This window comes from Bradyrhizobium sp. LB8.2 (assembly GCF_040548035.1).
Taxonomy (GTDB): Bacteria; Pseudomonadota; Alphaproteobacteria; order Rhizobiales; family Xanthobacteraceae; genus Bradyrhizobium.
On record NZ_JBEPQV010000003.1, the window covers coordinates 161425 to 180596 of the forward strand.

Annotated in this window: 17 protein-coding genes; 1 reads left to right on the top strand and 16 read right to left on the bottom strand. The window is 64.9% G+C overall.

Features of this window, described 5'->3' with window-relative positions; all coding sequences use genetic code 11:
* The 7 genes from ABIB06_RS05240 to ABIB06_RS05270 all read right to left on the bottom strand — a co-directional run bounded on the left by ABIB06_RS05240 (position 1) and on the right by ABIB06_RS05270 (position 8705).
* The gene (locus tag ABIB06_RS05240) at positions 1-594 is read right to left on the bottom strand and encodes a TRAP transporter small permease subunit (protein WP_354044870.1); all 594 of its coding nucleotides are present in this window, start codon (positions 592-594) and stop codon (positions 1-3) included.
* A 9-nt stretch (positions 595-603) separates the two neighbouring features.
* Positions 604-1602: a TRAP transporter substrate-binding protein gene (locus ABIB06_RS05245; protein ID WP_354068605.1), complete on the bottom strand. Its 999-nt coding sequence runs from the start codon at positions 1600-1602 to the stop codon at positions 604-606.
* Between the two features lie 39 nt (positions 1603-1641).
* Positions 1642-3300: a hydantoinase B/oxoprolinase family protein gene (locus ABIB06_RS05250; protein ID WP_354045081.1), complete on the bottom strand. Its 1659-nt coding sequence runs from the start codon at positions 3298-3300 to the stop codon at positions 1642-1644.
* A gap of 2 nt (positions 3301-3302) precedes the next feature.
* Positions 3303-5387: a hydantoinase/oxoprolinase family protein gene (locus tag ABIB06_RS05255; RefSeq protein ID WP_354044866.1), complete on the bottom strand. Its 2085-nt coding sequence runs from the start codon at positions 5385-5387 to the stop codon at positions 3303-3305.
* Positions 5388-5528: 141 nt separating this feature from the next.
* Entirely contained in the window at positions 5529-6335 is an 807-nt protein-coding gene (locus ABIB06_RS05260; RefSeq protein WP_354045079.1) for an NAD-dependent protein deacetylase, read from the bottom strand.
* Between the two features lie 141 nt (positions 6336-6476).
* Positions 6477-7313 (bottom strand): SDR family oxidoreductase, encoded by an 837-nt coding sequence (locus ABIB06_RS05265; RefSeq protein ID WP_247342933.1) that lies wholly within the window; start codon positions 7311-7313, stop codon positions 6477-6479.
* A gap of 72 nt (positions 7314-7385) precedes the next feature.
* Entirely contained in the window at positions 7386-8705 is a 1320-nt protein-coding gene (locus ABIB06_RS05270; RefSeq protein WP_354044864.1) for a solute carrier family 23 protein, read from the bottom strand.
* Positions 8706-8831: 126 nt separating this feature from the next.
* Here ABIB06_RS05270 and ABIB06_RS05275 point away from each other — a divergent pair, with 126 nt between their 5' ends.
* Positions 8832-10160 carry a dicarboxylate/amino acid:cation symporter gene (locus ABIB06_RS05275; protein ID WP_354044862.1) on the top strand — a complete coding sequence of 443 codons (1329 nt, stop codon included), beginning with the start codon at positions 8832-8834 and terminating at the stop codon, positions 10158-10160.
* Positions 10161-10329: 169 nt separating this feature from the next.
* Here the strand turns inward: ABIB06_RS05275 and ABIB06_RS05280 are convergent, their stop codons facing one another.
* The 9 genes from ABIB06_RS05280 to ABIB06_RS05320 form a co-directional block, all read right to left on the bottom strand.
* Positions 10330-11913, bottom strand: coding sequence for an ABC-F family ATP-binding cassette domain-containing protein (locus tag ABIB06_RS05280; RefSeq protein ID WP_354044860.1), 1584 nt, complete (start codon positions 11911-11913; stop codon positions 10330-10332).
* A 171-nt stretch (positions 11914-12084) separates the two neighbouring features.
* Positions 12085-12432 carry a RidA family protein gene (locus ABIB06_RS05285; protein WP_354044859.1) on the bottom strand — a complete coding sequence of 116 codons (348 nt, stop codon included), beginning with the start codon at positions 12430-12432 and terminating at the stop codon, positions 12085-12087.
* A gap of 15 nt (positions 12433-12447) precedes the next feature.
* On the bottom strand, positions 12448-13569 hold the full coding sequence (locus ABIB06_RS05290) for an NAD(P)/FAD-dependent oxidoreductase (protein ID WP_354044858.1): 1122 nt from the start codon (positions 13567-13569) through the stop codon (positions 12448-12450).
* Positions 13566-14984, bottom strand: coding sequence for an FAD-dependent oxidoreductase (locus tag ABIB06_RS05295; RefSeq protein WP_354044856.1), 1419 nt, complete (start codon positions 14982-14984; stop codon positions 13566-13568). Before ABIB06_RS05295 ends, ABIB06_RS05290 begins: the two co-directional genes overlap by 4 nt.
* Entirely contained in the window at positions 14981-15277 is a 297-nt protein-coding gene (locus ABIB06_RS05300; RefSeq protein ID WP_354044854.1) for a (2Fe-2S)-binding protein, read from the bottom strand. The genes ABIB06_RS05295 and ABIB06_RS05300 overlap by 4 nt, the downstream gene beginning before the upstream one ends.
* A gap of 19 nt (positions 15278-15296) precedes the next feature.
* On the bottom strand, positions 15297-16433 hold the full coding sequence (locus ABIB06_RS05305; RefSeq protein WP_354044852.1) for an NAD(P)/FAD-dependent oxidoreductase: 1137 nt from the start codon (positions 16431-16433) through the stop codon (positions 15297-15299).
* 8 nt (positions 16434-16441) lie between these two features.
* Positions 16442-17248 carry an ABC transporter permease gene (locus ABIB06_RS05310; RefSeq protein ID WP_247447454.1) on the bottom strand — a complete coding sequence of 269 codons (807 nt, stop codon included), beginning with the start codon at positions 17246-17248 and terminating at the stop codon, positions 16442-16444.
* A complete protein-coding gene (locus ABIB06_RS05315) occupies positions 17245-18120 on the bottom strand; it encodes an ABC transporter permease (protein ID WP_354044848.1) in 876 nt (291 codons plus the stop codon). The genes ABIB06_RS05310 and ABIB06_RS05315 overlap by 4 nt, the downstream gene beginning before the upstream one ends.
* Entirely contained in the window at positions 18117-19157 is a 1041-nt protein-coding gene (locus ABIB06_RS05320) for an ABC transporter ATP-binding protein (protein ID WP_354044847.1), read from the bottom strand. The genes ABIB06_RS05315 and ABIB06_RS05320 overlap by 4 nt, the downstream gene beginning before the upstream one ends.
* Between the last annotated feature and the right edge of the window lie 15 nt (positions 19158-19172).

Below are 19172 nucleotides of genomic sequence, written 5' to 3' on the forward strand. Positions count from 1 at the left end.
TCATTCGACGGGCGAAGCCTTCATGCGGTGATCCTCTAGCGGCAAGCCGAGCACCGCCTGGATCGCGCGCGCCAGGAACTGGAGGGTCAGCAGCAGCATGCCGAAGGTGACGACGGCCTCCGGAAACCACAGCGGGGTGTCGCTCGAGGTCGAAACCTGGCCGCGCACATAGGCGCCGAAGGCGAACTTCGCCATCGACGATGTCAGGAAAGCCATGAAGCCGAAGCCGGCGGCGGCCGACAAGATTTCGATCGCGCGCTGAAAGAGGACCGGGACGTTCTTCAGGAGCAGCACGACACGGATATGGCCGCCGACGCGCAGGGTCATGGCGGCGCCGAAGGTGAAGGACGCGGCCATCAGATAGGAGGAATACTCCCACGCGATCGAGATCGTGGGCGGAAAGAACGGCAGGAAGTTCGAGAGGAAGCGCGTTGCGACCTCGCACAGCATCAGCAGCGTCAGCATCAAGAGGCAGCCGCCACCGATCCAGCCGTCCAGCCGGCCAAGACGGTCGATGCCGTCGAGCAGGATGCGCAGCGGCGCCGGCGCCGCTGCATTGAGACTATGCGGAGCCGCGGGCGAAACGCTGACCATGACCTGGCCTCAGCGCTTCATTTCAGCGAGATAGGCCCGCACCGGCTTGTCGGCCGCCGGCACGCGCTTGAGGAAAGCGTCAAGCTGCGGCGCGGTCTTGGCGCGAATGTCCGTGATCATGGCCCCCGAGACCGGCACCACCTCCATGCCGCCTTCCTTGAGCCGGTTGAGGCTGTCAACGTCCGCCTTGAGCGAGTTCGCCCAGAAGCCCGGCTCCATCTTCTCGGCAATTGCGGTGACCTGTTGCTGCTGACCGCTCGATAGCGCCTTCCAGGAATCGAGATTGACGGTGAGCATCTGCGACGACCAGACGTGGTTGGTCGGATAGATGTACTTCAAGAATTCCCAGAATTTTCCGTCGACGCCCGATACGGCCGAAGTGGAGACGCCCGAGACCGCGCCGGAGGCCAGCGCGGGGATCGTCTCGCCCCAGGGGATCATCACCGGCGCCATACCGACAACAGCCAGCATATCGACGGCGTTCTTGTCGGGCACGCGGATCTTGATGTTCTTCAACCCGTCGACATCGGCGACCTTGACCTTGAGGTGCAGATACTGCGTCGGCCACGGCACGATGTAGAGGATCTTCTGGTTGTTGCGCGCGGCGACCTTCTCGTATTCGGGCCGCACATATTTGTGCAGCACCTTCAATTCGTCCATGGAGCCGCAGAGGAAGGGAATGCTCTCGACACCCATGAACGGCTCGTCGCCGACCTGCTGGATGTTGAGGACATCGGCGAGCGGCACCAGGCCGTCGCGCACGGCGCGCAGATGCTCGGGGCCCTTGAAGCCGAGCTGGCCACCGGCCTTTACGGTGATCGCGACCGAACCGCCGGTCTGCTTCTTCACTTCCTCCGCGAAAGCAAACGCGTTCTGGGTGTGGAAATTGCCGTCGGGCCATACCGTCGACATGTCCCAGCTCACCGTCGCCGCCCGCGCGCGGGTCGAGATGTGGCCGGCTGCGACCAGCGTCGCCGCGCCCGCAGTAAAATTCCGTCGCGTGATCATTGAGCCCCTCCGTTCGCTACGCGCACAACGCCCGAGGCGTCATCGCGTATACCCATAAACTGCAACCGCGTTGTCGGCAGACACGAGGCCGCTTTCGATGTCGTCGCTGACGGCTGTCGGCGCGCGCTCCCGGGGATCGCCGATGCCGGCGCCGCCCGGCGTCAGCACCACCAGCCGGTCGTCCGGTGGCACCTGCTGAAAGCCTTTTCCACGCAGCTTCTTGCCGGACTTCAGGCCGACATAGCCGGCCTCGCCGTTCTTGCCGCCATCGCGTCCGCGCGGCGGATGATCGATGCGGTCGAACGCCGCCAGGATGTCGAACGGCGCATCGACGCCGCTGCCGACCTCGATGATCTGACCGAGGCCGCCGCGGGTACGCCCCGCCCCGCCGGAATCCGGGCGCAGCTCCTTGCGCCAGAAGATCAGCGGCGTCTGTGTCTCGGCGATCTCGACCGGCGTGCCGCGCACGCCGCTGGGATAGGCGGTCGCCGACAGCCCGTCCTTCGCGAAGCGCGCGCCGGTGCCGCCATTGGAGGTCACGGCCATCGAGAATCCGTAATTGCCGCCGGCGCCCGAGCGGGTCTGGCCGCGCACGTTGAGATTCCACAGGCACGAGGTGCCTTCCGCAGGCACGCGCTCGGGAATGATCTGGCGCAGGCAGCCGAACACGACGTCGGGCAGCATCTGGCCGATGATGTGGCGCGAGGCGACCGGCGCCGGCTTCGGCGCATTGAGGATCGCGCCTGGGGGAGCCGACACCGTCAGCGGCGAGAGCGAGCCGGCATTGTTCGGGATCTGCGAGGCGACCACGCAGCCGAGACCGAACACGGTGTAGGCGATGGTGTAGGACAAGGGCACGTTGATGCCGAACCTGGACGCGGCCGAGGTGCCGTCGAAATCGACGTGGATGCCTTCGTCCGAGATCGTCAGCGTGGCGACCAGCGTGACCGGCGCGTCATAGCCGTCGACCACCATGGTGTTTCGCCAGGTGCCCTTCGGCAGTTTGGCGATCTCGGCCAGCACGGCCTCGCGCGAGCGGTCGCAAATGTAGTCGCCGAGCTCGTCGAGCGTGTCGATGTCGAACTCGGTCATCATCTCGACCAGGCGCTCGCAGCCGACGTCGTTGCAGCCGGCGAGCGAATAGGTGTCGCCCTCGGTGTCGATCGGCAGCCGCGTGTTGGTGCGGATCATCGCCATCAGCGTCTCGTTGACGACGCCCTGGTCGATCAGCTTCAGCATGGGGATGTAGAGCCCCTCCATGAACACGTCGGTGGCATCAGGCCCGAAGCCGATGCCGCCGATGTCCATGAGGTGGCTGGTGCAGGAGAACAGCGCCACCGGCTTGCCGTCCTTGAAGCAGGGCGTGGTGACGACAAAATCGTTGAGATGGCCGGTGCCCATCCAGGGATCGTTGGTGATGTAGGCATCACCCTCCTTCATCGTCTCGATCGGGAACTGGGCGATGAAGTGCTTGACCGATTCCGCCATCGAATTGACGTGGCCGGGCGTGCCGGTCACCGCCTGCGCCAGCATTCGCCCCTTGAGATCGAACACGCCGGCGGAGAGGTCGCCGCATTCGCGCACGATCGGGCTGAAGGCGGTGCGGAGCAGCACCTGCGCCTGCTCCTCAACCACGGCGATCAGCCGGTGCCACATGATCTGAAGATCGATCAGGCTCGCGCCGCTTGCCTTGCTCATCATCAGGCTGCCTTCCGTTCCATGACGATGCTGCCGGCACCGTCGATATGGGCGTCGAAACTGGTGGAGACGAAGGTGGAGGTTTCGTCCTCCGCGATCACGGCGGGACCCGCAATGGTCGCGCCGGGCGCCATGTCTTCGCGGCGATAGAGCGGAATCTCGATCAGCTCCCCGGCCCGGCCGTCGAAGAATTTGCGGCTGCCCGACGCCTTGCCGGCGGGCATGCGCGCCACATCGGCGACGCGCGGCGGATTGCGCGCCTCGGTGGTCGCGAGCACCGACCAGCTCAAGACCTCGATCGCAGCGCCCGGGATCGGCCGTTCGAACATCGCCGCATAATCTGCTTCGAACTTCTGGCGCAGGCCGGCCAGATCGGTCGTCGCCAACCGCCGGTTCGGCAACTCGATCGAGATCTCGTGGCCCTGGCCGACATAGCGCATGAAGGCGGCGCGGCGCTCGCGCACAGGCGCGCCTGCTGCACCCGTCTCGACCAGCGCACGCGCTTCGGTCACCATCTCCTGGAGCAGGTCGGAAACACCATCGGTGTCGAAATCATCGAGCCGGACATGACGGCTGCGCACCAGCTCATAGGCGATCGGAGCCGCAAGGAAGCCAACGGCCGAACCGACACCGGCATTGGAAGGTACGATCACGCGGGAGACGCCGATCTTCTCGGCGACGCGCGCCGCATGCAGCGGTGCGGCTCCGCCGAAGGCGATCAGCGTATGCTGACCGACAATCTCGCCGCGCTCGACCGCATGCACGCGCGCCGCACTCGCCATGTTCTCGCAGACGACCTCGTGCACGGCATAGGCCGCGGTTTCCGCCGACAAGCCGAGCGGCTCGCCCACGGCGCGCAGCAGCGCCTGTTTCGACAGCTCCGGATCGAGCTTGATCGTTCCACCCGCGAAGTCGTCGGGATCGATCATGCCGAGTGCAACGTCGGCATCCGTCACGGCCGGGCGCAGGCCGCCGCGACCGTAGCAGGCGGGCCCCGGCTCCGACGAGGCGCTCTCGGGGCCGACGGTGACGCGCTTCATCGCGTCGACATGGGCGATCGAGCCGCCGCCGGCGCCGATCTCCACCATCTCGATCACGGGAATCCGCACCGGCAGCCCCGAACCTTTCAGGAAGCGCGCGGCGCGATCGACCTCGAACACGCGCGAGGTCTCGGGCTGGTATTTTTCGATCAGGCAGATCTTTGCCGTGGTGCCGCCCATGTCGAAGGACAGCACCTTGCTCTCGCCGAGACGCGCCGCGATCTGCGCCGCGAAAATGGCGCCACCTGCAGGACCGGATTCGACGAGACGCACCGGAAAGCGCCGCGCCGTCTCGATCGATGTGACACCGCCGCCGGAGGTGACAAGATAGATCGCGCCGCGGTACTGCTCGACCTGCAAGGCGTCGGACATGCGGGCAAGATAGCCGTCGATCAGCGGTTGCACATAAGCATTGGCCACCGCAGTCGATGTGCGCTCATATTCGCGGATCTCCGGACACACCGCGGACGATACGGTCACGGAAATACCGGGCATCTCCTCGCTGATGATCGCAGCCGTGCGGCGCTCGTGCTCGGGGTTGGCGTAGGAGTGCAGGAAGGCGATCGCGACACTCTCGACCTTCAGCGCGCGCAATCTTGGCGCCAGCGCGCGCACTGCAGCTTCGTCCAGCGGGAGGCGGACGGCGCCATGGGCGTCGATACGCTCGGGCACGGTGAAGCGCAGGGATCGCGGCGCCAGCGGTTTCGGCTTGTCGATGGAGAGGTCATACTGGTCGTAGCGGCTCTCGGTGCCGATATCGAGTACGTCGCGAAAGCCGTCGGTCGCGATCAGTGCCGTCTTGGCGCCGCGGCGCTCGATGATGGCGTTGGTCGCGAGCGTCGTGCCGTGAATGAAGACGTCGATGTCGCTGATATGCGCGCGCGCATCAGCGAGAATGAGCCGCATGCCATCGAGCACCGCCTGTTCGGGCCGCTGCGGCGTCGTCAGCAACTTGCGCGTTTTGCGATCCTGCCCCACGTCCAGCACGATGTCGGTGAACGTGCCACCGATATCAACGGCAAGCCGCACCTCGGCTCCCTCAACCATTCCAAATTCTCCGTGCTGATCGTCAAGACTGAGGACAAAAGCGCAGCAATTTCCATGCCAATGGATGACGAGGACATGCGGCGTTCGGCTATTCTGCTTGGCACCTATGCAATAGGCAAGGCGTGTTCGCAGCCTGCGCGATCAGAGCAGGAATGCAAGCGCCGCTTCGCAGCGCTCCTCGACCTTCAGCGTCAGGAGATCATCGGCGCGGGTGCGTCCGAGATTGACCGCAGCGATCGGGATTTGCCGGTGCGCGGCAGCCTGCACGAAGCGGAAGCCGGAATAGACCATCAGCGAGGAGCCGACGATCAGCATGGCGTCGGCCTGCGCCAGATGATCCTGCGCGGATGCGACGACGTCGCGCGGGACGTTCTCGCCGAAGAACACGACGTCGGGCTTGAGAATGCCGCCGCAGGCGTCGCAGGCCGGGACCTTGAACGACGAAAAATCCGCATGCTCCAGGTCGGCGTCGCCATCGGGTGCATCGGCGGCATCGAGCGTCAGCCATTCCGCATTGGCGCGGCCGAGCGTCTCCTGAAATTCGCTCCGCGGCGCCTTTTGGCCGCAGCCCATGCAGCGGACCAGATCGAGCCTTCCGTGCAGGTCGATCACCTGGCGATGACCGGCGGATTGATGCAGCCGATCGACGTTCTGGGTCAGCAGCATCCCGCAACGCCCGCTGGCCTCGAGCCGGGCGAGTGCGTGATGCGCAGCGTTCGGCCTCGCCTGGCCGAACCTGCGCCAGCCGATCAGGCTGCGCGCCCAATAGCGCCGGCGCGTATGCTCTTCCGACATGAAGGCCTGGAAGTTCACCGGCTGGGTCCGCTTCCAGTTGCCGTGGCTGTCGCGGTAGTCGGGAATGCCGGAGTTCGTGCTGCACCCGGCGCCGGTCAGCACGAACAGTTTTTCGTGCCGGCCGACGAAATCCTGGAGCGGAGGGTTTGCCATGGCGCAGATGTAGGGCGCTCCGCCGGCTTTTGCCAGATCACCGCCGATCGGACAGGTCAAATCGCGATCAGCTCCACGTGCTCGACCTGATCGAGCAGCCCGTCTCCGGTTGATCCGCACCCGAAACTTGGAGGCGCACGCCTAGCTCGCCCAGTTCTCGCGAAACTCGGGAAACAGGGTCAGGCCTCCACAAGCATAGATGGTCTGGCCGGTGATGTAACTGGCATCATCCGACGCGAGGAACGCAAACACGGCGGCGATCTCTTCCGGCGTGCCCACGCGACCGAGCGGAATGTGGCTGGAGACGAGGCCGCGCTTTTCTGCGTCGCCGGTCCATGCCGCATTGATCGGCGTATCGATCGCGCCGGGCCCGACCGCATTGACGCGAATGCCACGGCCGGCAAATTCGAGCGCCAGCGTACGCGTCAGATTGGCCATGCCGCCCTTGCTGATCGAATAAGCGAGATAGCCGGGTTTCGGGATGATCTGGTGCACGCTGGAGCAGTTGATGATGCTGCCGCCTGCGCCGCGCGCGACGAAATGGGCGAGCGCCTTCTGCGCGCAAAGCACGGCGCCGTTGAGATTGACTTCGATGATGCGGCGATAGGTTTCGACGTCGAGCGCCTCGCTCGGGGATTCCCGCTGGAAGCCGGCATTGTTGACGAGGCAATCGAGCCGTTTCCAGCGCGCCAAAATCGTCTCGAACATCGCGGCGATGTCCGGCTCATTGCCGACATCGGCCTTGACGATGACGTGGTCGAGCTTGCCATGGCCGCGGTCACCCGATGCCGTCCGCGCGAGCGCGAGCGTCTCCTCGGCCCCTTCAGGGTGACCGAAATAGTTGATGGCGACGGTCGCGCCTTCCTGGGCGAGCCGGATCGCGACCGCGCGGCCGATGCCTTGCGAGGCGCCTGTTATCAGCGCGTATTGGCCGACAAGGCGCGAGTGAAACGAGGTCGAACGATCGGTTTGTGGCATGGGTTCTCTCCGGGACGCCTGATCATCGACGGAACCGGCTTTTTGTTCCATCCCTCAGCGCATCGCTGCGATTCATTTAGCGCGCTGGGCCAGTGGCGAGCTTAGGATCTGGTAGAGGATGATGGCGCCGAAGGTTGCGGTGCCGATCCCGCCGATCGTGAACGCGCCGAATTTGAGCGTCAGATCGCCCGCGCCTGCGGTGAGCGCGACCGCGACGGTGATCAGGTTTGCCGGACTTGAGAAGTCGACCTTGTTCTCGACCCAGATCCGGCCCGCCATCGCGGCGATCAATCCGAACAGCACGATCGAGAGCCCACCGATGACGGGACCCGGGATCGAGAGGATCAGCGCGCCGAATTTCGGCGAGAAGCCGAGCACGATCGACACAATGGCCGCGAAGGCAAACAGCAAGGTCGAATAGACCTTCGTCGCCGCCATGACGCCGATGTTTTCGGCGTAGGTGGTGACGCCGGTGCCGCCGCCACAGGCCGCCACGATGGTCGCGAGGCTGTCGGCGAGCAAGGCGCGGCCGAGATAGCTATCGAGGCTCCGGCCTGTCATGGCGCCGACGGCCTTGATGTGACCGAGGTTCTCGGCGACGAGGATGATCGCAACCGGCGCGATCAGGACGATCGCATCGACCTGGAAGGTCGGCGTGGTGAAGCTCGGCCGGCCGATCCACGGCGCAGCCGCAAGCTGGGTGAAGTCAATCGGCTTGCCGAAACCGAGGCCGTTCGCGAACAGCAAGTACAAAAGATATCCACCGATCGCGCCGAGGATGACCGGCAGGCGGCGCCACAGGCCCGGAGCGGCAACGGCAACCACGCCGATCATCAGAACGGTCGCGAGCCCGATCCAGGTGTCGAACGCGCCCGCGCTCACCGCCTTGACCGCCACGGGCGCGAGGTTGAGGCCGATCGCGGCGACCACAGCACCGGTGACGGCCGGCGGCAGCAACCTCTCGACCCAGCCAACCCCCGACAACATCACAATCAGCGCAATCGCGCCGTAGAGGACGCCGGCCCCGACGATGCCGCCAAGCGCAATCGACAGGTTCGGGTTCGGCCCGTGCCCGGCATAGCCGGTGGCAGCGATGACGACCGCGATGAAGGCGAAGCTCGATCCGAGATAGCTCGGCACGCGCCCTGCGACAATGACGAAGAAGATCAGCGTGCCGACGCCGGAGAACAGGACCGCAACATTGGGGTCGAACCCCATCAGCAGCGGCGCGATGATCGTCGAGCCCGACATTGCGACGCAATGCTGGAGACCGGAGACGACGGTCTGGCCGAGCGGCAATCGCTCCTCGGGCATGATCACGCCGGAGGACTTCAGCGTCCAACGCGGAAAATAGCCTTGCGCTCGCTCTTCGGAGCCCGTTGCAGTCGACATGTTCCCCCCGAGTTGCGGTGCAGCTATCAATCTTCGTGCGAACAGACAAAAATGTGATTGTCGCTTCTGCGGCGGCCATCACATGATGCAAATCAAACAAGATCAATACGTTCCGGGGCCCACTCTATGACACAAGTCGCGATCCAGCCAGCCATCCACCGCCGGCACCAGCCCTGGTACAAGGTCCTCTACGTCCAGGTTCTGATCGCGATCGTGCTCGGGGTGCTGATCGGCTATTTCTACCCCGATCTCGGCAAGGCCCTGAAGCCGCTCGGCGACGGCTTCATATCACTGATCAAGATGATGATCGCGCCTGTGATCTTCTGCACCGTGGTGCACGGCATCTCCTCGATGGGCGACCTCAAGCGCGTCGGCCGGGTCGGACTGAAGTCACTGATCTATTTCGAGACGGTCTCGACTGTCGCGCTCGCGATAGGCCTCCTGGTCGGCGAGGTGCTGCAGCCCGGCAACGGCTTTAACATCGATCCCGCCACGATCGATCCGAAGTCGGTGGCGACCTACGTCACCAAGGCCAAGGAGGAAGGCATCGTCGCCCATTTGATGGCGATCATCCCCGACAGCTATCTTGGCGCCATCGCACGCGGCGATCTCTTGCAGGTGCTGCTGATCTCGATCCTGTCGGGCTTCGCCATTGCCTTTCTCGGCAAAGCCGGCGAGCCCATTGCGGAAGCGATCGACAAGGCCGCGAAGATGTTCTTCGGCATCATCCGCATCATCGTGCGTGTCGCCCCTATCGGTGCATTCGGCGCGATGGCGTTCACCGTCGGCGCCTACGGCCTCGGCTCGCTACTCAATCTCGCCGCCCTGATCGGCACGTTCTATCTCACCAGCATCCTGTTCGTGTTGATCGTGCTCGGCGCAATCGCACGGCTTGCCGGCTTCTCGATCCTGCGCTTCATCGCCTACATCAAGGACGAACTGCTGATCGTGCTCGGTACCTCGTCGTCGGAGACGGTGCTGCCGCAGATGATCCAGAAGATGGAGCATCTCGGCGCGTCGCGCTCGGTGGTCGGCCTCGTGATTCCGACCGGCTACAGCTTCAACCTCGACGGCACCAACATTTACATGACGCTGGCGACGCTGTTTTTGGCGCAGGCGACCAACACCCATCTGACCATCTGGCAGGAACTCGGCATTCTCGGCATCGCCATGATCACCTCGAAGGGGGCATCGGGCGTGACCGGGGCGGGCTTCATCACGCTCGCCGCGACGCTCTCGATCGTGCCTGACATTCCGATCCAGTCGATCGCGATCCTGGTCGGCATCGACAAGTTCATGAGCGAGTGCCGCGCGCTGACCAATCTGATCGGCAACGGCGTTGCCTGCGTCGTCATCAGCCTCTCGGAAGGCGAACTCGACCGCGACGCCTTGCACGAGACCATGGCCCATCCGCTGGAGATGGGCGAAGCGCTGGAGCCCGGTGGAGGTGCGTAAGACCGCGCCCGGTTCCGACGCGGTAGTTTCCCGGAGTGGAAAATTGATGCGGCACGCCTCACAATACCGGTGTTGGGATCACGGATTGATACTCATTTTTTCCACCCGACGCGCTGGGGGCAGAGCGTCGGGTTTTTGTTGTTAGGACGACAGGCCTTGGCGAGCCGAATTATCCGGCCAGCTCGACCCTGCGCGTGATCCCTATCGCTTGCAAGAACGCCTCGTCATGGCTGACGACGAGAAGCGCGCCGTCATAGGCATTCAAACCTGCCTCGATGGCTTCGATGGAATCGATGTCCAGATGATTGGTCGGCTCGTCGAGGATCAGCAGGGACGGCGGCGTCGCCCCGCCCAGCACACAGGCGAGGCCCGCGCGAAACATTTGCCCGCCGCTCAGGTGTCCGACGATTTGCAAGGCCGCATCGGCGCGAAACATGAAACGCGCCAGCGCGGCATGGCACTCATTCGGACCCGCTTTCGGATTGAGACGCCCAAAATTGTCCAGGATGGAGATCGCGGGATCGAGCAGGCTGACCTTCTGGTCAAACAGCGCAAAGTCCGGCCTGACCCGCACGATGCCGGAGAGCGCATGCAGCTCGCCGGCGATGAGTTTCAGCAGCGTCGTCTTGCCGGAACCGTTGGGCCCGACAATGGCCACGCGCTCCGGTCCGGCGATCGTGAGCGATAGATCGTGCAGGATTATCCGGTCCGGCTGATAGCCAGCACTTGCCCGATCGAGCCAAACCATCTCCCTCCCCGCCGGCAGGTGGGTGGAAGTTAGTTTCACCGACATTGGCTGAAGAATCTCGATGCGCCGGCGTGCGGTATCGACGGCCTCAAGCGCTTCCGCGCGACGCCGCTCGGCGATCTGCGCATTCTTGCCGCCGCTGTCTTCGCTGCGATCCTTGCGCGCGCCGGCGAGGATGCGCGGCATGTCGCCTTTGGCGCGCTTCTTCTTACCCCCGCTGTCCTTGCGCGCTTTCTTCTCTGCAGCTTCCTGCGCCTTTCCGTTGATCCCGGACAGGCGCCTCTCGGCATGTGCGAGATCGTGCCTGACAGCCGCAAGCGCGACGGCCTTCTGCTCGCGGTAACTGCTCCAATTGCCGCCGTATCGCGTGGCTCCGAGCGACGTCAGCTCGACAATCGCATCCATCGTTTCGAGCAGGCTCCGATCATGGCTGACGACAATCGCCCCACCGCGCCAGGACGCAAGGAAATCGATCACGGACGCGCGCCCCTCCCGATCGAGATTGTTGGTGGGCTCGTCGAGCAGCAGGAAGTCCGGCTCCGCGAAAATCAGCGCGGCGAGACGAACCCGCGTGATTTGCCCGCCCGACAAGCGATCAAGCTCGATCTCCGGAGCGACGCCGAATCCGACAAGCGCAAGGGCAGATGCAAGCCGTGTCTCAAGGGTCCAATCGACCTCGGAGACCACCTCGGCCGAGGCTTCCCCGCGTTCAGCCCGGCGAAGCAACTCCAGCGCTGGTCGCGCACCGAACAGGTCGATCACCTTCGCCCCCGCAAGGAGCTGGACGTCCTGGCGCAGCAGTCCGGCGGTTCCGTTGACGGCAACACGCCCCGATTGGGGGACGTGCTCGCGCGAGATCGACGCAAGCAGCGTCGTCTTCCCAACGCCATTGCGGCCGACAAGGCCGGTCCGCTCGGCGCCGAACGTCAGATCGATATTGGAAAAAAGAGGGCGGCCGTCAGGCGTGGACAGCGACAGATTCGACAGGATGATTGAAGCAGGCATGGAATTCCCCGTGAGCAAGGCAGGTCGGCTTTGCGGTCGGGGTAAAATCCATGGCTGCGAATATCCTGATTGGAGACTGTCTAACTAGTCCCATTGAAGGGCGAGATCAAGGCGAGGCTCGCAGGGACGACAGCGCGAGGGAGCGCTGACGTCCGCCGCCGGCCTGCGCGATCAGCCCTTGAGTGCGGTCACCACGACTTCGACCAGCGCGCTGCCGCCGAGATCGGCGACGCCGACGGTGGCGCGGGTCGGCAGATTGTCGCCGAAGAACTCGGTCCAGACCGCGTCCATCTCCTTCTTCTTGGAAAGGTCCGTGACGAAGATCGAGGTGCTCACGACGCGCGACTTGTCGGTGCCCGCTTCCTTCAGATAGCCGGCGATCTTGCCGAGGATGTTGCGGGTCTGCTCGCCCATCGACACCGAGGTGTCGTCGGCGATGGTGCCGCCAAGGAAGACGAAGCCGTTGGCCTCGACGGCGCGGTGCATGATCGGCGTGCGGATGCTGCGGGTGATGCTCATGATGTCCTCTTGTTGCTAGAGCGTGGGGGAATAAAAACGGTCGATGCCGAGATCGCGAATGCGGGTCTGGCTGCCGCCATTGACAATCAGCTCCGCCATCACGGCGCCGGCGCCGGGGCCGAGCTGGAAGCCGTGCAGCGAGAAGCCGAACTGGTGATAGAGGCCCTTGTGTCGGCTGCTCGGCCCGAACACGGGCAGATCGTCCTTCGTCTTGGCCTCGATGCCGGCCCAGGCGCGGACGATCGTCGCGCTGCGCATCACCGGAAACAGCTCGAACACGGTGCGCGCGCTGGTCGCGAGGCTCTTCCAGTCCAGCACCGTCTCGTTGCGATCCAGATAGGGCGTGGCCAGATAGCCGCCACCGATCAGCACCGTGCCATTCTTGAATTGCTTGAATGAGAGCTTTCGGCCGCGCAGGATCACGACAGGATCGATGAAGTGAGGCACGCGTGAGGTGATCATCAGCATCGGTGCGACGGTCTCGACCGGAACGGGCTCGCCGAGCGCGGCCGCAATATTTCCCGCCCAGGCACCGGCCGCGTTGACAAGCACCGGCGCGGCAAAGCTCTCGGCGCCGACATCCACATGCCAGAGGCCGTCGCTCTGCCGGATGTTGCTGGCGGCGACGCCCTCGCGCACGGTGGCACCGAGCTGCTCCGCCTTGCGCCGGAACGCCGTTGTCGTCTGCGCCGGATTGGCGGCGCCATCGCGGCGCGAGACCACGCCGCCGGGACAGGTCTCGGCGACCGCCGGCACGAGGCGGCGCAATTCAGTCGCGTCGATCAGCTCCTCGTGGGTGAAACCGAGCGCGTTCAGCTCGGCGACGCGCGCGCGGCAGATCGCGAGTTCTTCCTCGCTCTCGGCGACCAGCACCTGGCCGTAGTTTTCAAAACTGCAATCGTCGTCGACGAGGTCCGAAATCTTCTCCCAGATTCCCATCGAGCGGATCGAGAGGGGGATTTCCGGGATGTGCCGCGCGAGCTGGCGCACACCGCCGGCATTGACGCCGGAGGCGTGGCGGCCCGCATAGTCCTTCTCGATCAGCACCGGCTTCAGGCCGGCGAGGCACAGATGCAGCGCGGTCGAGCATCCGTGGATGCCGCCGCCGACGACGATCGCATCCACGTTTTTGGTCATCCGCGCACCACCGCCTTGATGTCGTCTTCGCTCTTCGGAACCGCGGCAAGCTCGGCGAGCGTGATCGGCTTGACCGGCGCGCGCAGCCGGTAATAGCCGATCTCCTGCGGAGTCTTGGCCCGCGCCTGCGCCATCAGCTCGGTGACGGTGAGGCCGCAGAGCCGGCCCTGGCACGGACCCATGCCGGTGCGGCGATAGGCCTTGAGTTGATTGGGCCCGGTCGCGCCGATCGCGACGGCATCGAGAATGTCCTTCGCGGTCACCTCCTCGCAGCGACAGACGATGGTGTCGCCTGCGGGAATGCGAAACTGCGGCGCTGGGCGGAACAGCGTGTCGAGGAAGCTGCGACCACGCTCGGCCTTGGCGAGATCGGAACGGAGCGTCGCCATCGCGGGAAGCTTCGCGGCAGCCGCAGGCGCCAATGCTTCCACCGCTGCCCGCGCCGCGATGCGGCCACGTACCACGGCTGCACTCGCACCGCCGATGCCGGCACCGTCGCCGGCGATCGCAATGCCGGCGACCGACGAATTGCCGCTCGCGTCGAGCACCGGCGACCAGCACAATTGCAGATCGTCCCAGCGATGATCGACGCCGGCCGCCATCGCCAGATTGACATTGGGCACGACGCCCTGATGCAGCAGCAGCAGATCCGCCGGAATGGTCTCGCGCTTGCCACCGGCCACATAGCTCACGCCCGCGAGCTGGCCGTCGCCGGATGCCGCAAGCTCGGTGACGCCGGAGACGACCTGAACCTTCGCCTTCACTTCGCGCATCATCGACAGGCCCTTGCTGAAATAGGGCGAGGCCAGGAAGGCGAAAGCATGAGGCAGAGCGGCGAAGTAGTTGCCACGCTCGGTGGTGTCGAGAATGCGATCGATGCGGCCACCGAGCCGCAAAATCTGCGCGGCGAGCAGCCAGAGCAGAGGCCCCTGCCCCGCGATCACCGTGCGTCCGTCCGGCACCAACGCTGACGACTTCAACATCGTCTGCGCCGCGCCCGCGGTCATCACACCCGGCAGCGTCCAGCCGGGAATCGGAAACGGCCGCTCCAGCGCACCGGTCGCAAGGATCACGCGCTTCGCCTTGACAAAGGCGGAGGCGTCGCCGATCGAGACGGCGATCTCCAGGTTGCGGTCGAGGCTCCAGACCGTGGCACGATGGATGACTTCGGCGTTGCTCGCGCGCAACGCTTGCACGAGATCGGCACCCACCCAATAGTCCGCGCCGAGCTGATTGCGCTCGGTCACCGGCGTCGAGGCGATGGCGCGAAACACCTGGCCGCCGGGGCCGATGTTCTCGTCGAGCAGCAGGGTCGACAGACCGGCTTCGGCGGAGGTCGCAGCGGACGCGAGGCCCGCAGGCCCGGCGCCGATCACCACGACATCATAGTTTTCGCGCTTGGGAGCCACAGTCATTTCCCGATCTCCCGTTTGCCCTTCTGAATCTCGATCTGCATGCCCTCAGTGACCGGCACGAGGCAACCCTGGCGGTTGCCGACGCCATCGACGGTGACGAGGCAGTCGAAGCACACGCCCATCATGCAGTAGGGCAGACGCGGTGCACCGCTGACCGCGGTCGACCGGCGCACGTCGCGGCTCGAGGCCAGCAGCGCCGCTGAGACGGTGTCGCCCTGCCGCGCCGCGACGGCGATGCCGTCGACGAAGATCTGCACCGGCGGCCGTTGGTCCTGTTCGGATCGTTTGAACATCTTGGCTCCTTCAATATCTCTAGTAGCCGCTGTTGTTCGCAGCGCCAGCGGCGCCAAAACGGCTGGCCGAGAACGCGCCGACCAGCCCCGGCTCGAGCGAACCTTGCGCGACCATCCGCGCGATCTCGAAAGCGTGGTTGGAGGCGAGCGTCACGCCGGAATGGCAGCAGGCGACGAAAGCGCCGGGATGGGTCTCCGACTGGTCGTAAATCGGAAAACCGTCCTCCGGCATGACGCGGATGCCGGCCCAGCTCCTCACCACGTTGAGCCGTGACAGATGCGGAAACATCCGTTGGGCGCGATCGGTCATCACAGCGCTGATCGAGTGCTTCAGCGCGCGATCGTCGAGCTCGTCTTCCTTGCTGTCGCCGATCATCACCGTGCCCTCGTCGGTCTGGCGGATCGTGGTCAGGGGATGCGGCAGGAACGGCATGGTCCGCTCGGTCACCACGATCTGGCCGCGGGTCGGGCCCATCGGGGCGTAGAGACCGACCATCGGCGCGAGCGTCTGGTTGGCGTTGCCGGCGGCCAGCACGATCTTGGCGGCGCGAAGCTCGCCCTTCGGCGTGGCCAACTTGAATTCACCACCGCTTTTGCTGATAGCCGAAACCGGGCGCTCCGGAAAATAGTCAATGCCGAACGCCTTGAAGCCGGTGTGGAACGCTCGGAACGTTCGCAGCGAATTGACGTGGCCGTCGAGCGGGCAATAGCTGCCGCCGGACACCTCGGGGCCGATCAGCGGCAGCGACTTCTTCACCTCGGATGCGGAGAGCATCTCCATCTTGTAGTCGGCAGCACCAGTCTGGTTGTGCATGCGCTTGACCAGCTCGGTGCGCTGGCCGAACTCGTCCTCGCCGAGCGTAAGATGGAAGCCGCCATTTTGCTGAAGCGAAACATCGAGACCGGTCTGCTGCTTCAACTCCGAAGCAAGCCTTCCCCATGCTTGTGACGCCTGCACAGTCCACACCGTATACGCCGGCATGCCCAAGCCCTTGCTCTGAACCCAGACCAGGGCAAAGTTGGCGCGCGAGGCGCGCTTGGCGATGTCGCCCTCGTCAAGCACGGCGACGCTCTTGCCGAGCCGGCCGAGGCCCCAGGCAATGGCGGAGCCGAGCAATCCGCCGCCGACAACGGCGACGTCGTAATCCCCTGACATGAGTTCTCCTATCGTCCCGTATCGCCCTTGCCGGCGAGCACGCGGTCGAGCCCGTAGAAGCGGTCGAGCAGAATGAGGGCGGTCATGGTGATCGCGATCACGCAGGCCGAGACCGACGTCACCAGCGGATCGATGTTGTCCTGGATGTACAGAAACATGCGCACCGGCAGCGTCTCGGTGCCGGGTGCCGCAAGGAAGACGGTCATGGTGAGATCGTCGAAGGACTGGATGAAGGCGAGCGCCCAGCCGCTGATGACGCCTGGCAGGATCAGCGGCAAGGTGACTCGGCGGAACAGCGTCCAACCGCCGGCGCCGAGCGAGACCGCGGCCATCTCGACCGAGAGATCCATGCCGGTTGCGGCCGCAAGCGTCAGCCGCAGCGCGAACGGAAACACGATGATGACATGCGCGATGATCAGCGCCGCGAAGCTGCCGCCGAGGCCCGCCGAGGTGAAGAAGCGCAGGAAGGCGATGCCGAGCACGACATGCGGGATCATCAGCGGCGACAGGAACAGCGCGGCCAGCGCATCGCGACCGCGGAAGCGATAGCGCGCGATCGCCAGCGCCGCCGGCACCGCGAACAACATCGCCACAAAAGAAGACAGCGCGCCGAGGCCAAGACTGATCCAGAAGGCGTGAATGAATTCGGGATAGTTGGCGATCGCCCTGAACCAGCGCAGCGAAAAACCATTGGTCGGCAACGACAGGAAGCCTTCGGGCGTGAACGCGACGAGGCAGACCACGAGGATCGGCGCCACCATGACGATGACGAAGATGGTGTGGAAGATCAGCGCGAGCGGGCCGTTCCGGCTCATCGGAACACCTCCGCGTAACGGCGCTCGATCAGCGCGTTGCTGCCAACGACGATCAAGACCAGCGCGGCGAGCAGCAACGTGGCGACCGCTGCGCCCAGCGGCCAGTTCAGCGTGTTGAGGAACTCGTCATAGGCGAGCGTCGCCGCGACCTTGAGCCGGCGCCCCCCGATGATCGCGGGAGTCGCAAACGCGCTGGCTGAGAGCGAGAACACAATGATTGCGCCCGACAGCACGCCCGGCATGATCTGCGGCATGATGATGCGGCGGATGATGGTCACAGGGCCGGCGCCGAGCGACAGCGCGGCATTCTCGATCTGCGGATCGAGCCGCTGCAGCGTGGCCCACACCGAGAGCACCATGAACGGCATCATCACATGCGCGAGCGCAACCACCATGCCGGTTTCGGTGAACATGAAGGGAATGGGTGCGCGGATCACACCGGCCGACATCAGCAGCTTGTTGACGAGGCCGTTGTTGCCGCCGAACAGCAGCGCCCAGCCGAGCGTCCGCGCCACCACGGAAATCAACAGCGGCCCGAGGATCACGAGGAGGAAGACACTCTTCCAGCGTCCGCTCATGCGGTTGAGGATGTAGGCTTCGGGCGCGCCGAGCACGGCGGTGAGCAGCGTGGTCAGGATCGCGATGCGAAACGTCCGCCAGAACATCTCGGCGTAATAGGGGTCGGTTACGATCTCGTGCCAGTTCTTGAGGATGAAGACCGGCTCAATGCCCTTGTACTGACCCCAGTCGTGGAACGACAGCATCACGGTCATTGCCAGCGGGATCAGCAACACGCCGACGAACAGCATCAGGGCTGGCGCGGTCAGCGCCCAGGGCGCGCGTGCGTTCCGCTCCTCAGCAGCCACGCTCATGCGGAGGCTCCTCCGCGCACACCCATATCCTCCGGACGCCAGACGAGACGAACGGCCTCACCCTCGACCGGCTGTCTCTCGCCGTCATTCTGGCGGATCACGGTCGCCGGGCCGCATTCGCTGTCGCACTGGAACAGCCAGTGATTGCCCTGGAAGATGCGGGTAACGATCTTCGCGCCGAGTCCCGTATCGCCAAAGCCAATCCGCTCAGGGCGGATGCTGACGGTCACGGGACCGCTGAGCCCGGCAGGCGCGGGCGCGCTCCACGAGCCGGCGATCAATCGCGCAGGCGCACTCGTCCGATCAATCGTCGCGGCAAAGTCGTTGGTCTTGCCTAAAAACTGCGAGACGAAGGCCGAGGCCGGCTTCTCATAGGTCTCCTGCGGCGTGCCGATCTGCTCGATGCGGCCCTGGCTCATCACCACGATGCGGTCGGACAGCGACATCGCCTCGTTCTGGTCGTGGGTGACCAGGATCGTGGTGGTGCCGATGGTGCGCTGGATCTGGCGCAGCTCGATCTGCATCTCCTCGCGCAGTTTTGCGTCAAGATTGGACAAGGGTTCATCGAGCAGCAACACGCTCGGCTTGATCACCAGCGCGCGCGCCAGCGCCACGCGCTGCTGTTGCCCGCCCGACATGCGGCGCGGATGGCGGTCCTCGTAGCCGGCGAGACCGACCATCGCGAGCGCGGCGCGGACGCGCTCGGCCCGCTCCGAGCGCGCCACCTTACGCATCTCGAGGCCGAAGGCGACATTCTCCGCCGCGGTCATGTGCGGAAACAGCGCGTAGCTCTGGAACACGATGCCGAGCCCGCGTTTGGCCGGATGGATCGCGGTCAGGTCCTTGCCCTCCAGCCGGATCGCGCCGCGGGTGGGATCGAGGAAGCCGGCGATCATTTGCAGGGTCGTTGTCTTGCCGCAGCCGGAGGGGCCGAGGAAGGAGATGAACTCCCCCTTCCCCACCGCGAGACTGAAGTCGTCGACGACAGTCTGCGCTCCGAATTGCTTGGCGATCCCTTCGAGTTCGAGATAGGCCATGGCACTGTCTCCGGT

Coding starts and splice junctions, on each gene's coding strand:
- ABIB06_RS05240 (WP_354044870.1), bottom strand. CDS start 594: ATGGTCAGCGTTTCGCCCGCGGCTCCGCATAGTCTCAATGCAGCGGCG.
- ABIB06_RS05245 (WP_354068605.1), bottom strand. CDS start 1,602: ATGATCACGCGACGGAATTTTACTGCGGGCGCGGCGACGCTGGTCGCA.
- ABIB06_RS05250 (WP_354045081.1), bottom strand. CDS start 3,300: ATGAGCAAGGCAAGCGGCGCGAGCCTGATCGATCTTCAGATCATGTGG.
- ABIB06_RS05255 (WP_354044866.1), bottom strand. CDS start 5,387: ATGGTTGAGGGAGCCGAGGTGCGGCTTGCCGTTGATATCGGTGGCACG.
- ABIB06_RS05260 (WP_354045079.1), bottom strand. CDS start 6,335: ATGGCAAACCCTCCGCTCCAGGATTTCGTCGGCCGGCACGAAAAACTG.
- ABIB06_RS05265 (WP_247342933.1), bottom strand. CDS start 7,313: ATGCCACAAACCGATCGTTCGACCTCGTTTCACTCGCGCCTTGTCGGC.
- ABIB06_RS05270 (WP_354044864.1), bottom strand. CDS start 8,705: ATGTCGACTGCAACGGGCTCCGAAGAGCGAGCGCAAGGCTATTTTCCG.
- ABIB06_RS05275 (WP_354044862.1), top strand. CDS start 8,832: ATGACACAAGTCGCGATCCAGCCAGCCATCCACCGCCGGCACCAGCCC.
- ABIB06_RS05280 (WP_354044860.1), bottom strand. CDS start 11,913: ATGCCTGCTTCAATCATCCTGTCGAATCTGTCGCTGTCCACGCCTGAC.
- ABIB06_RS05285 (WP_354044859.1), bottom strand. CDS start 12,432: ATGAGCATCACCCGCAGCATCCGCACGCCGATCATGCACCGCGCCGTC.
- ABIB06_RS05290 (WP_354044858.1), bottom strand. CDS start 13,569: ATGACCAAAAACGTGGATGCGATCGTCGTCGGCGGCGGCATCCACGGA.
- ABIB06_RS05295 (WP_354044856.1), bottom strand. CDS start 14,984: ATGACTGTGGCTCCCAAGCGCGAAAACTATGATGTCGTGGTGATCGGC.
- ABIB06_RS05300 (WP_354044854.1), bottom strand. CDS start 15,277: ATGTTCAAACGATCCGAACAGGACCAACGGCCGCCGGTGCAGATCTTC.
- ABIB06_RS05305 (WP_354044852.1), bottom strand. CDS start 16,433: ATGTCAGGGGATTACGACGTCGCCGTTGTCGGCGGCGGATTGCTCGGC.
- ABIB06_RS05310 (WP_247447454.1), bottom strand. CDS start 17,248: ATGAGCCGGAACGGCCCGCTCGCGCTGATCTTCCACACCATCTTCGTC.
- ABIB06_RS05315 (WP_354044848.1), bottom strand. CDS start 18,120: ATGAGCGTGGCTGCTGAGGAGCGGAACGCACGCGCGCCCTGGGCGCTG.
- ABIB06_RS05320 (WP_354044847.1), bottom strand. CDS start 19,157: ATGGCCTATCTCGAACTCGAAGGGATCGCCAAGCAATTCGGAGCGCAG.